The organism is Microbispora bryophytorum, from assembly GCF_043197435.1.
Taxonomy (GTDB): domain Bacteria; phylum Actinomycetota; class Actinomycetes; order Streptosporangiales; family Streptosporangiaceae; genus Microbispora; species Microbispora bryophytorum.
The window spans coordinates 420,029-435,241 of sequence record NZ_JBICTF010000001.1 but is presented as its reverse complement, the minus strand read 5'-3'; the positions used below and the strand labels follow the sequence as shown (position 1 = coordinate 435,241).

Below are 15,213 nucleotides of genomic sequence, written 5' to 3'. Positions count from 1 at the left end.
GATGGACTTCCTGCGACCGCTGACCTGGGCGGAGGCCCTGGCACTGAAGGCCGAGCGGCCCGAGGCCACACCGATCCAGGGCGGCACCGACGTCATGGTGGAGATCAACCTCGACAAGGGCCGCCCGGCCGCACTGCTCGACCTCACGCCGGTCCGCGACCTGCAGGACTGGTCGCGGGAGGGCGGTGAGATCCGCGTGGGCGCGGGCGTGACCTACTCCCGGCTGATCGCCGAGCTCGGGGCCGATCTGCCCGGCCTGGCCCAGGCGTCCCGCACGGTCGGGTCGCCGCAGATCCGCAACCGGGGCACGGTCGCGGGCAACCTCGGCGCGGCCTCGCCCGCGGGCGACAGCCACCCGCCGCTGCTGGCCTGCGGCGCGGTCGTGGAGGCCGAGTCGGTGCGCGGCACCCGGCTGATCCCGATCGGGGAGTTCTACACCGGCGTGAAGCGCAACGCGCTCGCCCCCGACGAGCTGATCCGCGCCGTGCGCGTCCCGGCCGCCACCGGCCCGCAGTACTTCTCCAAGATCGGCACCAGGAACGCCATGGTGATCGCGGTGTGCTCGTTCGCGGTCGCGCTGGACCCGTCCGCGCGGCGGGTGGGCACCGGCATCGGCTCGGCCGCGCCGACCCCGCGCCACGCCCCGAGGGCCGAGGACTTCGCGGCAGGGGAACTCGACTGGGACGGCCGCGGCCCGCTCGACTCCGGCGTGGCGCGCCGCTTCGGCGAACTCGTGGCCGCCTCCGCCGCGCCGATCGACGACGTGCGGGGCCGCGCCGCCTACCGCACGCACGCGCTGGCCGTGATGGCGTGCCGCGCGCTCGGCTGGGCATGGGACGACGTCAGAGCCGGCGACCGCAGGGGGAGCGCATGAGGGTAAACCTCACGGTGAACGGCCGCCCGATGACGGCCGACGACGTGTGGGAGGGCGAGAGCCTGCTGTATGTCCTGCGCGAGCGGCTCGGCCTGCCGGGTGCCAAGAACGCCTGCGAGCAGGGCGAATGCGGCTCCTGCACGATCTATTTCGACGGCGCCCCGGTCTGCGCGTGCCTGGTCGCCGCCGGTCAGTCGGAGGGACGCGAGGTGGTGACGGTCGAGGGCCTGGCGGGCGCCGCCGGTGGGCCGGGCGGCGAACTCCGCGACGGGCCGGGCGGTGAACGCGACGGTGAACGCGACGGCGGCCTGAACAGGGGGCCGGACAGGGAGCCGGACAGCGGGCTGACCGAGGTGCAGCGCGCGTTCGCGGACGCCGGGGCCGTGCAGTGCGGCTTCTGCACGCCCGGTCTCGTCGTCCAGGCCCACGCGCTGCTCGCGGGCGCCGACGGGGTGCCGCCCGACGCCGACATCAGGGAGGCGCTGGCCGGCAACCTGTGCCGCTGCACCGGATACGAGAAGATCCTCGACGCGGTGCGCCTCGCCGCCTCCCGCCGCCACCCCCACCCCCCGCCGTGATCTTGTAGTTTGTCGCACTCACGCGCCGCCACCTGCGCCGGAACCCTCCGTGATCATGCAGATAATTGTGCTCGCCGCACCTGACCAGGGAGTCTCCATTGCGTGATCTCGCACCACGAGGAGTGGTCATCGAGAACGCCTACGTCGTCCCGGTCGTGGGAGAGGAGATCCCGTCCGGCCACGTCGTGGTGGAGGACGGCCTGATCACCTCGGTCGGCCCGGGCCCGGCGCCGGTCGTGCCGGAGGGGGCGGAACGCGTCGATGCCTCCGGCTGCTTGGCCACTCCCGGCCTGGTCAACACCCATCACCACCTCTACCAGTGGGCGTCCCAGGGGGTGACCCCGGACGGCACGCTGTTCGAGTGGCTGGTGGCCAGCTACCGGCTGTGGGCCCGGATGGACGCCGAGGTGGTGTCGGGCGCCGCGACAGCGGGGCTGGCCTGGCTGGCCCTGTCGGGCTGCACGACCTCCACCGACCACCACTACGTCTTCCCCAAGGGCAGGGGAGACCTCTTCGCGGCGGAGATCGAGGCCGCGCGGCGGGTCGGGCTGCGCTTCCACCCCTGCCGGGGGTCGATGGACCGGGGGGCCTCGCAGGGAGGACTGCCGCCGGACGAGGTCGTGGAGGACATCGACGGGATCCTCCGGGCCACCGACGACGCGATCCGCAAATATCATGATCCGTCGTTCGGGTCGATGCTGCGCGTGGCGGTCGCCCCCTGCTCGCCGTTCTCTGTCAGCGGGGAGCTCATGACCCGCTCGGCCGAGCTCGCCCGCTCCCACGGCGTACGGCTGCACACGCACGTGGCGGAGACGGCCGACGAGGACGAGCACTGCAGGGAGCAGTTCGGCGTGCTGCCCGTCGAGTATCTCGACCGGCTCGGCTGGCTGGGCCCCGACGTGTGGCTGGCCCACTGCGTCCATCTGACCGACAAGGACGTGCGGCGCTTCGGCGAGACCGGCACGGGTACGGCGCACTGCCCGTCGTCCAACGGACGCCTCGGCGCGGGCATCGCGCGGATCTCCGACCTGCTGGCGGCGGGCGCGCCGGTCGGGCTCGGCGTCGACGGCGCGGCGTCCAGCGAGATGACCCCGCTGGCCGGGGAGATCCGCATGGCCGTGCTCATGCAGCGGGCCCGTCACGGCCCGCGGGCGCTGACCGCCCGCCAGGCCCTGGAGATGGCCACGCTCGGCGGCGCCCGCTGCCTCGGCCGGGAGGCCGAGATCGGCTCGCTGGAGCCCGGCAAGCTCGCCGACGTGGCGCTGTGGCGGCTCGGCGGCTTCCACGCCGCGATCGACGATCCCGTCGTCGCGTTCGCGTACGGCGCGACCCCGCCGCTCGCCCGGCTGCTCGTCGGCGGCCGGACCGTCGTGGACGACGGCGAACTGCGCACCGTACCGGGAGACGAGGCCGCGCGGGCCGGGGTCGGCGCCCATCGGCGGCTGACCACCGTGGATCATGTCTGAGGCGTTCCCGGACACGATCGAAGGGCCATAGGTGAGCCACACCATGACAGGACACGTCGTCATCGCACCGGACAAGTTCCGGGGGTCGCTCACCTCGCCCGAGGTGGCCGCGCACGTGGCCGCCGGGTTGGGGAACGTCTCGGTCGTCGAGTTGCCGGTGGCCGACGGGGGCGACGGCACCGTGGACGCGGTCGTGGCGAGCGGGTTCTCCCGGGTCGAGACGGAGGTGACCGGGCCGGCCGGCGATCCGGTCACCGCGAGCTACGCCGTGCGGAACGAGCCCGGCGCGCGGGTCGCGGTGATCGAGCTGGCCGAGGCGTCGGGCCTGCGCCGGCTGCCGGGCGACCCGGCGCCGCTGACCGCCACCAGCCGCGGCACCGGCGAGCTGATCGCCCACGCCGTACGGCACGGCGCGACGCGGATCGTGCTCGGCCTCGGCGGCAGCGCCTGCACCGACGGCGGCGCGGGGATGGCCCAGGCCCTCGGCGTGCGGCTGCTCGACGGGGCCGGAAACGACCTGCCGCCGGGCGGCGCCGCGCTGCGCGACCTGCACACGATCGACGCCTCCGGCCGCCTGCGCGGCTTCGAGGTGATCGTGGCGAGCGACGTGGACAACCCGCTGCTCGGGCCGTACGGCGCGGCGGCGGTGTACGCCCCGCAGAAGGGCGCGAGCCCGCAGGACGTGGCCGTGCTGGAGGCCGGGCTGGCCCGGCTGGCGGCCGTCGCCGTGCACACCCACGGCCTGACCGGCGCCGCCGAGCACGACGGCGTCGTGCGTGCCATGGGCGTGGCCGGGCGGCCGGGGGCGGGCGCCGCCGGCGGGATGGGCTTCGGCGCGCTGACGTTCCTCGACGCCGAGATCCGCCCCGGCATCGGCTATCTGCTTGACCTGGTGGGGTTCGACCGCCACGTGGAGGGCGCCCGGTTGGTGATCACGGGCGAGGGCTCGATCGACGAGCAGACCCTGCGCGGCAAGACCCCGGTCGGCGTCGCGGCCGCCGCGGCCAAGCACGGCGTGCCGGTCGTGGCCGTCTGCGGGCGGCGCACCGTCGGCGACGACGAGCTGAGGGCGGCCGGCATCGAGGCGGCGTACGCGCTGACCGACGTGGAGCCCGACGTGCGGCGGTGCATGGCCGAGGCCGGGCCGCTGCTTGAGCGGCTCGCGGCGCGGATCGCCACCGCGCATCTGGTGCAAGATCACGAACGGACAATGCCCAGCTCGTGAGGGGAGAGGCGGGTTTCGTGCATGATCACGGAGGTGATCGCCGCAGGTCGGCGGCATGGTCTGCGACAAACTACAAGATCACGGGGGGAGGGGGGGAGTACGACCTGGTGGTGAGGTCCCGGCGGACCGTGACCCCGCAGGGGGAGCGCCCCCTGGCGGTCGCCGTGCGCGGCGGCGTGATCGCGGCCCTGCGGCCCTACGACGAGCCGCCGGCGGCCGAGGAGTCCGCCGACCTCGGCGACCTGCCGCTGCTGCCCGGGCTGGTCGACTCCCACGTGCACGTCAACGAGCCCGGCCGCACCCACTGGGAGGGCTTCGCGACCGCGACCAGGGCGGCGGCGGCCGGGGGCGTGACCACGATCGTGGACATGCCGCTCAACTCGCTGCCGCCGACCGTGGACGTGGCGGCGCTGGAGGTCAAACGGAAGGCCGCCGAGGGCCGGTGCCACGTCGACACGGGCTTCTGGGGCGGCGCTATCCCCGGCAACCTCGCCGACCTGCGGCCCCTGCACGAGGCCGGGGTGATGGGCGTCAAGTGCTTCCTGTCCCCGTCCGGAGTGGACGAGTTCCCCGCGCTCGACCGCGACGGGCTGCGGGCCGCACTGGCGGAGGTGGCCGCCTTCGACGGCCTGCTGATCGCGCACGCCGAGGACCCCGGGCTGCTGTCCGACCCCGGCGGCCCCGCGTACGGCGACTTCCTCAGGTCCCGCCCGCAGGAGGCCGAGCGCCGGGCGGTCGAGCAGGTGATCGCCCTCGCGGCGGAGACGGGCGCGCGGGCCCACATCGTGCACGTGTCGGCCGCCGCCTGCGTCGAACCGCTGCGCGCGGCCCAGGCGGCCGGGGTGCGCGTCAGCGCCGAGACCTGCCCGCACTATTTGACCCTGGCGGCCGAGCAGGTCACCGGGCCCGCCTACAAGTGCTGCCCGCCGATCCGGGAGGCCGCCAACCGCGACGCGCTGTGGCAGGCGCTGGCCGACGGCGTGCTCATGGGGATCGTCTCCGACCACTCCCCGTCGACGCCCGACCTCAAGGTGCCCGACTTCGCCGCCGCCTGGGGCGGCATCTCCTCGCTCCAGGTCGGCCTGCCCGCCGTGTGGACCGCGGCCCGCGCCCGCGGTCACGGCCTGGCCGACGTGGCGCGCTGGATGGCCGAGGGACCGGCCCGACTGGCCGGCCTGCCCCGCAAGGGGGCGATCAGGGAGGGCGACGACGCCGACCTCGTCGCCTTCGACCCCGACGCCGAGTTCACGGTGGACGTCGCGGCGCTGCACCACCGCAACCCGGTGTCCCCCTACCACGGCGCGCGGCTGGCGGGCGTGGTGCGCACCACCTGGCTGCGCGGCACACCCGTCGACTTCGACACCCCGCGCGGCCGGCTGCTCACGAGGGGAGCCCGATGACCGGCTTCACCCGCCTGCCCGACCTCGCCTTGCGCACGTACGGCGGGTCGGTCGTGGCCGCCAACGACGAGTCGTTCGCCGAACGGGAGGCCCTGATCCGGCCGGGACCGGCCGAGTTCCGGCCGCACACCTTCGGGGCCAAGGGCCAGGTCTACGACGGCTGGGAGACCCGGCGGCGGCGCGAGCCCGGCCACGACTGGGCGATCGTGCGGCTCGGCCTGCCCGGGATCATCAGGGGCGTGGTCGTGGACACCGCGTGGTTCCGCGGCAACTACCCGCCGTACGCGTCGGTCGAGGCGTGCGCGGCCGAGGGCCATCCCGCGCCGGACGAGCTGGACGGCTGGGTGGAGATCGTGCCGAAGAGCCCGCTGAAGGGCGACGCGGTCCACGAGTTCGCCGTGACCGACCCCCGCCGCTTCACCCACGTGCGGCTGAACATCTTCCCCGACGGCGGCGTCGCCCGGCTGCGGGTCCACGGGCGGGTGGTGCCCGACCGGACGTTCCTGGAGGGCCTCACCGTCGACCTCGCCGCGCTCGAGAACGGCGGCCTGGTGACGGCGTGCTCCGACGAGTTCTACTCCTCGCCGAACAACGTCCTCGCGCCCGGCCTGGCCCGCAACCAGGCCGAGGGCTGGGAGACCGCCCGCCGCCGCGACGGCGGCAACGACTGGCTCGTCGTCGCCCTGGCCGGTCCCGGCCGGGTGGCCGTCGCCGAGCTCGACACGACCAACCTGGTGTTCAACGCCCCCGGCTGGGCGTCGCTCAAGGGCGTGGACGCGGACCGGGCGCCGCTGGAGGACGAGGACGCCTGGTTCCCGCTGCTTCCCATGACGCGCCTGCAGCCCGACACCCGCCACCGCTTCCGTCTCGACGACGACCGCCGGATCACCCACGCCCGGCTCGACATCCACCCCGACGGCGGCCTCGCCCGCCTCCGCCTCCTCGGCACCCTCGCCCCCAACTCCGCGACCGGTACGGTGGCGGGAACGCCCGTCCTGGGCGTCAGTGCCAGATCGTGATGGTGGCGCCCGGCGGCTGCTGGCCGAGCGGATTCTCGCCGACCACGCGGTCGGTGCCCACCATCTTGCGGGTCTTGACGTTGAAGCCGGCCGCCTTCAGCTCGTTCACCGCGTCCTTCACCGACTTGAACATCACGTTGGGCACGTTGACGACGGCGGGCGGGCTCTGGCCGGGGTCGGCGGGATTGACCTCCCACGGCCAGTGGAAGCCCTGGTCCGGTCCGCGCGAGGCGGTCAGATGGACGGTCCCCCCGGCCACCACCTCGGCGCCCCCGGGAGGGTCCTGCGCGATCACGGTGCCCGGCGGGGTGTCGTCGGTGGTCTCGTCGATCTGGACGTTGAAGCCCTTCTCCCGCAGGAACTTCTCCGCCTGGTCGCGCATCATCTGCGTGACGTCCGGCATCAGCAGTCCGGCGCTGACCACGAAGTTGACCGTGCTGCCCTTCTTGACGCGCTTGCCCACCGGCGGGTTGGTTCGGATGACCTGATCGCGGGGGACGGTGTCGCTCGCGCTCTTGCTCACCCGTCCGGGGGTCAGGCCAGCGTCGGCGATCTTCGCCCGGGCGTCCGCCAGGCTGACGTTCTCGACCTTCGGCACGGGGACCGTCTCCGGGCCGGCCGACGGGATGAGGGTGAGCACCGAGCCCTTGACCACCTCGGCGCCCAGTCCCGGATCGGTGTCCAGGACGATGTCCTTCGGCACCTTGTCGTCGAACCGCGCCTCACCGATCCTGACCTCGAAACCGGCCTGCTGCGCGGCCTGCCTGGCGACCGTGACGGGCTTGTTCACCAGGTCGGGGACCTTCGTGTAGCGGCCCTGGGAGAACCACCAGCCGGTGAAGGCGACGCCCGCCAGCATGACGAGGGCCAGCGCGGCGATGAACCAGACGGGCCTGATCCCGCGCCGGCGACGGCGCCCCGCCTCGGCGCGGCCGGTCAGCAGTTCCGAGCGCGGCTGGATCATCGTCCGGTCGGCCGGCGGCTCGTGCTCCGGGCGCGCGTGCTGCGCCGTGCCGAACGGGGAGGACCCGCCGGGCGGCGGGAGGGTCCGATGCGCGCCCGTCCGCACCCCGCTGTGGGCACCGCTGTCGTAGGTTCCGTGGGGGGCCCCGTGCGGGGCTCCGTGGAGGGCGGAGTGCGCGCCGGTGTGCCCGGTCCTGGGCAGCGTGCGGTGGATCTCGACGGCCGCGACGAGCATGGCGGTCGCGTCCGCCGGGCGCGCGGCGGGGTCCTTGTCGGTGGCCGCGGCGACGAGCGCGTCGATCGACGGCGGCACGTCGGCCACCGACAGCGACGGCGCTGGGACGGTCTCGTGCACGTGCCGGTAGGCGACCGACATCGGCGTCTCGCCCGCGTACGGCTGCCGCCCGGTGAGCAGCTCGAACAGCATGATCCCGGCGGCGTACACGTCGCTGCGGGCGTCGGCCGTGCCGGTCGTGACCTGCTCGGGCGACATGTAGCCGATCGTGCCGATCATCATGCCGGTCTTGGTCTGGTTGGTCGCCTCGATCGCGCGGGCCAGGCCGAAGTCCACGACCTTCACCCGGCCGTCGTCGGCGAGCAGCACGTTCTCGGGCTTGACGTCGCGGTGGATGAGCCCGGCCTGGTGGGCCGCGCCGAGGGCGGCGAGCACCGGGATGACCATCTCCAGGGCCTCGCGCGCCGGGACGTGACCGCGCTTGCGCAGGACGTCGCGCAGCGTCCTGCCGGGGACGTACTCCATCGACAGGTAGACATTCGCCCCGTCGGTGCCCTGGTCGAAGACCTGCACGATGTTGGGGTGCGAGAGGCTGGCCACCGACTTGGCCTCGCCGATGAACCGCCGCACGAACTGCGGGTCCTCGGCGAGTGAGCGGTGCATCACCTTGACGGCGACCGTGCGGTCGAGCCGGACGTCCAGAGCCAGGTAGACGGAGGCCATGCCACCCCGGGCGATCCGGGACTCGACGCGGTAGCGCCCGTCGAGCACCTGCCCCACGAGCGGGTCGGTTAGCGTCGTGTCCACCCGCCAGAGTTTACGGGTGATTTGCCGCCCGGCGTGTTCCCGAATCCCAAACCGAGACCTATTCGGGCGCGGTCCGAGGCGTCCGAAAAGCCGTGCAGATTTGGAAAACCGGCCTTACCAGACGCGGGTTTCGCGCCTTCCCGCCCGGCCCGCGAAGGGCCCGGAACGGGCGGGAAGGACGGTGGCGGGTTCAGGACGTGCGGGCGGGGGAGGACGCCTCGGCGTAGCGGCGGCGGGGGATGCGCCCGGCGAGGCGGGCCAGCCGGCCCGCCGTGACCGCCTGCCGCATGGCCGCGGCCATCAGGCCGGGCCGGTGCGCCCGGGTCACGGCGCTGGCCAGCAGCACCGCGTCGCAGCCCAGTTCCATCGCCAGCGCGGCGTCGCTGGCCGTGCCGATGCCGGCGTCGAGGATCACCGGCACCGTGGCGGCCTCGACGATCAGCTCGATGCTGTGCGGGTTGCGGATGCCCAGCCCGGAGCCGATGGGGGCGCCGAGCGGCATCACGGCGGCGCACCCGGCGTCCTGGAGCCTGCGGGCCAGCGCCGGGTCGTCGCCGATGTACGGCAGCACCGTGAAACCGTCGGCGACCAGCCGTTCGGCGGCGTCGAAGGTCTCGATCGGGTCGGGCAGCAGGGTCCGCTCGTCCGCGATGACCTCCAGCTTGACCCAGTCGGTCTCCAGCGCCTCGCGGGCCAGGCGGGCGGTCAGCACCGCCTCCCCGGCGGTGAAGCACCCCGCCGTGTTCGGCAGCACCTTGATGCCGCGGGAGCGCAGCACGTCGAGCACCGAGCCGCGGGACTCAGGATCGAGCCTGCGCATCGCGACGGTCGTCAGCTCGGTGCCGGACGCCTCCAGCGCCTGGTCGAGCACCTCGAGCGACGGCGCGCCGCCGGTGCCCATGACGAGCCGCGAGGTGAACTTCTCCCCGCCCAGCACGAAGACGTCGTCGGTCATGCTCACCCTCCCTGCACGGCCGTGAGCACCTCGACGCCGTCGCCGTCGGCGACCGGGGTCGTGTCCCAGGCGCTCCGGCTCACGACTTCGCCGTTAAGCGCCGCCGCGACCCCGGATGTGAGGGACGTGAGGGTCCGTACGGCGTCGCCGATCGTGGCGCCGTCCGGCAGTTCGGCCGCGCCTCCGTTGATCGTGACTTTCATTGACTGAATCTCCCTGGATCGCAGAACCGGGCGACCGGGGGCACCTCGTCGCCGGTGAGGAACGCGGCGACGGCGTCGGCGGTGATCGGGGACAGCAGCACCCCGTTGCGTCCGTGCCCGGTCGCCGCGAGCACGCCGGGCGGCCCGGCCGGGCCGATGATCGGCAGGTTGTCGGGCGTGCCGGGCCGGAAGCCGGTCGTCGTCTCGGCCAGTTCGAGCTCCGTGATGCCGGGCACCAGCTCGCGGGCGTCGCGCAGCAGCTCGTACACGCCTCCGGCGGTGACCCTCGGGTCGAACCCCATCTCCTGGGTCGTGGCGCCCACGGTGATCTCTCCGTCGCCCCGGGGGACCAGGTAGGCGGGGGAGCCGTGCACCAGCCCCCTGACGCACCGGGTGAGGAAGCCACGGGGCCCGCGCAGCCGGAGGATCTCGCCCTTGACCGGGCGCACCGGCAGGCCGGGCAGCAGGGACGCCGACCACGACCCGGCCGCCACGACGACCTGGCCGGCCGCGATGACGCCGCCGGACTCCAGCCGTACGCACGGAGTGCCGGGGCCTGGGGCGTCGATCCCGGCGACGCGCTCGGTCACCAGCGTGCCCCCCGCCTTCTCGAACGCCGTGAGGAGGGCGCGCACGACCCTGCGGGGGTTGACCCACGCGTCGTCGCGGGCCAGCAGCCCACCGCGTACGGAGGGGGAGAGCATCGGCTCGTAGGAGCGGCACTCGCGCCCGGTGAGCCGCTCGACCCGCAGACCGAGCGTCCGCTCGAAGGCCGCGAGGTCGTCGAGGACGGCCATGTCGTCCGCGCCGCGGGCGACCTCAAGTGTGCCCTCGGTCCGGTAGTCGAGGTCGTCGCCGGTCTCGTCCTCCAGCTCCGCCCGGAACGCCGGCCAGGCCGCCAGCGACGCGAGGCCGAGCCGCAGCAGCGGCTCTTCCGTGTAGGTCACCTCGCTGACCGGCGCGAGCATCCCGGCGGAGGCGTGAGTGGCGCCGCCTCCGGGCGCGGGGTCCACCACCGCCGCCGACAGGCCCCGCCGGGCGGTGCGCCAGGCCGCGGCCAGGCCCTCCACCCCGCCGCCGACGATCACGACGTCGTAGCCGGACCGGACTCCGGACGGCGGTGTGCGGGACACAGCGCTCCCTTCGCCGGCATTACCCGGATCAGGTCGGGGCGGTCGAGAGCCTCACGCTCTCCTCTCAGCCCGGTCCGCCGGGCTCCCGCGCGTCTTACTCCCACAAGCGTAGTACGCCGCCCATAACGGCCGATCGCCGGATCGGCGGGTGCGGAGCCGCCCGCAGGCGCATGATGGCGCGACGTGGATCGACTCGACGGAGGTATGCCATGGCCACGCTGCTCTACTCGGCCACCATGTCCCTGGACGGCTTCATCGCCGGGCCGGACGGCGACATGTCCTGGCTGACCGAACATCTCGGCCCCAACCCGGACGTGGACGGGCTGGTCGGCGACATCGGCGCGCTGCTCGTCGGCAACCGCACCTTCCGGGGTGACGATCCCAATCGCGGCACCTCGCAGGAGGGCGCGTTCGGCGGCGTGTGGAGCGGGCCGCAGTTCGTGCTCACCCACGACCTCCCGGCCGCGCCGGTGCCCGGCGTGACCTTCGTGACGGACCTCGGCGCGGCCGTCGAGGCGGCCGCGGCGGCCGCCGGGGACAAGTACGTCAACGTGCTCGGCGCCGACGTCGCCGCGCAGTGCCTCGACGCGGGCCTGCTCGACGAGATCCTCGTGTGCGTGGCGCCGGTCATGCTCGGCGACGGCGTCCGGCTGTTCTCCCGCCCCGGCGGCGACCGCGTCCGGCTCGAACGGATCAGCCTCACGCACGTGCCGCACGCCACGAACATCTGGATGCGCGTGGTCCGGTAGAACGCCGGTGAGGATCCGGCGTCCTTCACAACGCGGGCCCCCGCATAAGTGCGCGTCAATTGCCCAACTCGTTATGAGGGGCCCGTTGGCCAGGGCCCCCGTTCACAATCTATGGTCAAACTGTGGATCACGTCGTGGTGGTGGGTGCCGGCCTGGCCGGCGTGCGAAGCATCGAGGCGTTGAGGGCCGGTGGATTCACCGGCCGCATCACGCTCATCGGCGAGGAACACCATCGCCCCTATGACCGGCCGCCGCTGTCGAAGGCGGTGCTGCTCGGAGAGACCGACTCCACCGTGGTCGACTCCGATCTCGACGCCCTCGACGTGCGGCTGTGCCTCGGCACGGCGGCCAAGGGCCTGCGCGACGGCGTGCTGGAGACGACCGAGGGCGAGCTGGAGTACGACGGCCTGGTCATCGCCACCGGCGCCACGCCGATCCGCCTGCGCGGAGAGGGCCGCCAGCACGTGCTGCGCACGATCGAGGACGCGCTCACGCTGCGCGAGCGGCTGGTCCCCGGCGCCCGCGTGGCCGTCGTCGGGGCCGGCTGGATCGGTGCCGAGGTCGCCACCGCGGCGGCCAGGGCGGGCTGCGCGGTGACCGTGGTGGAGGCGGGGGAGAGCCCGCTCGCGGTGGCGCTCGGGCCCGCCGTGGGCAGCCACACCACCGACTGGTACGCGCGGGCGGGCGTCGAGCTGCGCCTCGGCGCGATGGTCGGCACCGTGGACGCCGACGGTCTCACGCTCATGTCCGGCGCCCGGGTGCCGGCCGACGTGGTCGTCACCGGCATCGGCGTGCGCCCGGCCGTCGACTGGCTGAAGGGGTCGGCGGTCCGGCTCGACGACGGGGTGGTAGTCGACGAGCACCTGCGCACGTCGCTGCCCAACGTGGTCGCGGTGGGCGACTGCGCGAACTGGTGGTCGCGCAGGTTCCACGCCCGGCTGCGGGTCGAACACTGGGACACCGCGCTTCAGGCCCCCGACACGGCCGCCGCCACCCTGCTGGGCGAGGAGGCGGTCTACGACCCCGTGCCGTACTTCTGGTCCGAGCAGTTCGGTCACATGGTGCAGTTCGCCGGTCATCGGGACGCCGGCGACCGCATGGTGCTGCGCGGCGACCCGCGCAGGGACGCGAAGTGGTCGGTCTGCTGGCTGACGGCCGACGACCGGCTCGCCGCGGTGCTCACCGTCGACCGGCCGCGCGACGTGGTGCAGGGTCGCAAGATCGTCGAAAGTGGCCGGCGGCTCGATCCCCTGCGGGTCGCGGACCCGGCCGTGGCGCTTCGCGACTGCATTATGGCCTAATCGAGGTGTATCCCCGGAGCTCGTGTGTGGTAATGGTGGACCCGTGACGCTTACTGTTGCGAAGATCGACCGGGAGACCGACCAGCTCGTAGGGGAGTGGCTCCCCCTCTCGGAGGCCGCCGAGAAGCTGGTGCTCAGCATCGGCCGCGCCAAGCAACTCCTCAAGGACAAGAAGCTCGTCGGCGTCCGGCGGGGCGGCGGCGAGCCGCAGATACCGGCGGTGTTCATCGCGGACGGCGAGGTGCTCAAGGGCCTGCCCGGCACGCTCACGGTCCTGGCCGACGCCGGGTACGACGAGGTGGAGTCGATCCGGTGGCTGTTCACCCCGGACGACTCGCTACCGGGGTCCCCGATCGACGCGATCGTGGGGGGCCGGCACACCGAGGTCAAGCGCAGGGCCCAGGCCCTGGGCTTCTGACCCCTCCGGCGCGTGGCATTGTGGTCGGGTGAACGACATCCGGCGACAGCGGCTCGCGCAGGCCAGGCTCTACCTCTGCACTGACGGCAGGAGGGGCCGCGGCGACCTGGAGAAGTTCCTCGACGCGGTCCTGTCCGCCGGGGTGGACATCGTCCAGCTCAGGGAGAAGGGCCTGGAGGCGCGCGAGGAGCTGGACCTGCTGGAGGTCTTCCGCGCGGCCTGCGACAGGCACGGTGCGCTGCTCGCGGTCAACGACCGGGCGGATGTGGCCTACGCCGCCCGGCCCGACATCCTGCACCTCGGCCAGGACGATCTCCCGGTCCCGGTGGCCCGGGAGATCCTCGGTCCCGACGTCCTGATCGGCAGGTCCACGCACTCGGCGGCCGAGGCGTCGGCCGCGGCCGTGCAGCCGGGGGTGGACTACTTCTGCTGCGGCCCGATCTGGCCCACGCCCACCAAGCCCGGCCGTCCGGCGCCCGGCCCCGCGCTGCTGGAGCACGCCGCGCGCCTGGGCGCCGACCGGCCGTGGTTCGGCATCGGCGGCATCGGCCCGGACAACCTCGACGAGGTGATGGCGCACGGCGTGCGCCGCGCCGTGGTCGTCCGGGCCGTCACCGAGGCCGACGACCCCGGCGCCGCCGCCGCAGCGCTCAAGGCCCGGCTGTCGGCCGTCCCGCTCTGATCGGAACGGCCTCCTCCGGGCCCGTACGGCCGGCGCCCGCGACGCGGCCCGGTGGCGTCGACGCGGAGCCGTCCACTCATGTCGCGGCCGGTCCGGCCGGCGCCTCGCGTCAGGTGCGGCGGGACGTGGCGGCCACGGCCAGGGCGGCCAACGCCGTGCGGGCCTCCTCCTCGATCGGCGCCTGGTCGAGGGCGTGCAGCGCGTCGTCGAGGTAGCGCTTGATCATGCCTTCGCATGCGGCCAGCGCGCCGGTCTCCTCGATCACCGTCCGGAGCTGCCCGACCCCCTCGGCGTCCAGCGCGGGGTCGCCGAGCAGGGAGCGTACGACCGCGGTCTGGGCGGGGGTGGCCGAGGCGAGCGCACGCGCGATCAGCACGGTCCGCTTGCCCTCGCGTAGGTCGTCCCCGGCGGGCTTGCCGGTCTCCGCCGGGTCGCCGAACACGCCGAGGATGTCGTCGCGGAGCTGGAAGGCGATGCCCACCTGCTGGCCGTACTGCACGCAGAGCCGGTCGATCCAGGCGTGCGAAGCCTGGGCGGCGAGGACGAGCCCGAGCCTGAGCGGCTGCTCGACCGAGTATTTGCCGCTCTTGTACAGCGCCACCCGCAGCGCACTGTCGAACGTGCTCTCGCCCTGCGCCTGTTCGAGCAGGTCGAGGTACTGCCCGCACATCAGCTCGGTGAGCATGTAATCGTGCAGCGGCTGGGCGGCGGCGATCGCCTCGGGCGCCAGGCCGCTGGTGCGCCACATCTCCCCGGACCACACCAGGAGCAGGTTGCCCAGCAGCACGGCCGTGCCCTCGCCGAACTGCTGTCCGGAGCCGTGCCAGCCCGCCTCGGCGTGCATCCGCTCGAACCGGCGGTGTGCCGACGGCATGCCCCGGCGCACGTCGCTCGCGTCCATGACGTCGTCGTGGATGAGCGCGCTGGCCTGGAGGAGTTCCAGCGAGGCGGCGGCGAAGTGCAGTCCCGGGTCGTCGCCTCCGCCGGCGGCCCGCCAGCCCCAGTGGCAGAAGGCGGGGCGCAGCCTTTTGCCGCCCGCTATGAAGTCCTCCGCGGCGGACAGCAGGGCGGCCAGATGAGGGTCACTGAAGTGTGGTCGCTGCCGGTCGAGGAAGTCCCGGAGCGCGCGGTCCACCTCCGTACGGATGGAATCGAGCGAGGCGGCGGAAGCGGTCATACTGAGAGACTAACCGGGGTTGATCCGG

At 73.8% G+C, this 15,213-nt stretch carries 15 protein-coding genes and 1 riboswitch; of the genes, 10 read left to right on the top strand and 5 right to left on the bottom strand.

The features are described from left to right. Window position 1 precedes the first annotated feature (1 nt). The 6 genes from ACGFIB_RS01990 (at window position 2) to alc (ending at window position 6,562) form a co-directional block, all read left to right on the top strand. Entirely contained in the window at window positions 2-874 is an 873-nt protein-coding gene (locus tag ACGFIB_RS01990) for an FAD binding domain-containing protein (RefSeq protein ID WP_393367862.1), read from the top strand. Then, the gene (locus tag ACGFIB_RS01985; protein WP_393367860.1) at window positions 871-1,452 is read left to right on the top strand and encodes a (2Fe-2S)-binding protein; all 582 of its coding nucleotides are present in this window, start codon (window positions 871-873) and stop codon (window positions 1,450-1,452) included. The genes ACGFIB_RS01990 and ACGFIB_RS01985 overlap by 4 nt, the downstream gene beginning before the upstream one ends. Before the next feature lie 98 nt (window positions 1,453-1,550). After that, a complete protein-coding gene (locus tag ACGFIB_RS01980) occupies window positions 1,551-2,918 on the top strand; it encodes an 8-oxoguanine deaminase (protein ID WP_393367858.1) in 1,368 nt (455 codons plus the stop codon). Between the two features lie 43 nt (window positions 2,919-2,961). Beyond that, window positions 2,962-4,143, top strand: coding sequence for a glycerate kinase (locus tag ACGFIB_RS01975; protein ID WP_393367856.1), 1,182 nt, complete (start codon window positions 2,962-2,964; stop codon window positions 4,141-4,143). Between the two features lie 107 nt (window positions 4,144-4,250). Next, window positions 4,251-5,543 (top strand): allantoinase AllB, encoded by a 1,293-nt coding sequence (gene allB, locus ACGFIB_RS01970; protein WP_357286562.1) that lies wholly within the window; start codon window positions 4,251-4,253, stop codon window positions 5,541-5,543. Further along, window positions 5,540-6,562, top strand: a complete 1,023-nt coding sequence (gene alc, locus ACGFIB_RS01965) for an allantoicase (protein WP_393367854.1) — start codon at window positions 5,540-5,542, stop codon at window positions 6,560-6,562. The genes allB and alc overlap by 4 nt, the downstream gene beginning before the upstream one ends. Here alc and pknB read toward each other — a convergent pair. The 4 genes from pknB to thiO all read right to left on the bottom strand — a co-directional run bounded on the left by pknB (window position 6,546) and on the right by thiO (window position 10,858). Continuing rightward, a complete protein-coding gene (gene pknB / locus ACGFIB_RS01960) occupies window positions 6,546-8,567 on the bottom strand; it encodes a Stk1 family PASTA domain-containing Ser/Thr kinase (RefSeq protein ID WP_357257930.1) in 2,022 nt (673 codons plus the stop codon). The genes alc and pknB overlap by 17 nt on opposite strands. Before the next feature lie 190 nt (window positions 8,568-8,757). Next, window positions 8,758-9,522 (bottom strand): thiazole synthase, encoded by a 765-nt coding sequence (locus ACGFIB_RS01955; protein ID WP_142568486.1) that lies wholly within the window; start codon window positions 9,520-9,522, stop codon window positions 8,758-8,760. A gap of 2 nt (window positions 9,523-9,524) precedes the next feature. After that, window positions 9,525-9,725, bottom strand: a complete 201-nt coding sequence (gene thiS / locus ACGFIB_RS01950; protein WP_142568487.1) for a sulfur carrier protein ThiS — start codon at window positions 9,723-9,725, stop codon at window positions 9,525-9,527. Continuing rightward, window positions 9,722-10,858 (bottom strand): glycine oxidase ThiO, encoded by a 1,137-nt coding sequence (thiO, locus tag ACGFIB_RS01945; RefSeq protein ID WP_393367851.1) that lies wholly within the window; start codon window positions 10,856-10,858, stop codon window positions 9,722-9,724. The genes thiS and thiO overlap by 4 nt, the downstream gene beginning before the upstream one ends. Then, window positions 10,847-10,957, bottom strand: a riboswitch (TPP riboswitch). It overlaps the preceding gene by 12 nt. A gap of 110 nt (window positions 10,958-11,067) precedes the next feature. Between thiO and ACGFIB_RS01940 the strand changes: the two genes are divergently transcribed. From ACGFIB_RS01940 to thiE, 4 genes are all read left to right on the top strand, one after another. Next, window positions 11,068-11,607: a dihydrofolate reductase family protein gene (locus tag ACGFIB_RS01940; RefSeq protein WP_393367849.1), complete on the top strand. Its 540-nt coding sequence runs from the start codon at window positions 11,068-11,070 to the stop codon at window positions 11,605-11,607. Window positions 11,608-11,729: 122 nt separating this feature from the next. After that, complete coding sequence (locus ACGFIB_RS01935) at window positions 11,730-12,908, top strand: NAD(P)/FAD-dependent oxidoreductase (protein WP_393367847.1); 1,179 nt, start codon at window positions 11,730-11,732, stop codon at window positions 12,906-12,908. 43 nt (window positions 12,909-12,951) lie between these two features. Further along, window positions 12,952-13,326 (top strand): Rv2175c family DNA-binding protein, encoded by a 375-nt coding sequence (locus ACGFIB_RS01930; protein ID WP_142568492.1) that lies wholly within the window; start codon window positions 12,952-12,954, stop codon window positions 13,324-13,326. 37 nt (window positions 13,327-13,363) lie between these two features. Further along, the gene (thiE, locus tag ACGFIB_RS01925) at window positions 13,364-14,008 is read left to right on the top strand and encodes a thiamine phosphate synthase (protein ID WP_142568939.1); all 645 of its coding nucleotides are present in this window, start codon (window positions 13,364-13,366) and stop codon (window positions 14,006-14,008) included. A gap of 109 nt (window positions 14,009-14,117) precedes the next feature. Here thiE and ACGFIB_RS01920 read toward each other — a convergent pair whose 3' ends face one another. After that, window positions 14,118-15,185, bottom strand: a complete 1,068-nt coding sequence (locus ACGFIB_RS01920; RefSeq protein WP_357240035.1) for a polyprenyl synthetase family protein — start codon at window positions 15,183-15,185, stop codon at window positions 14,118-14,120. Window positions 15,186-15,213 lie beyond the last annotated feature (28 nt).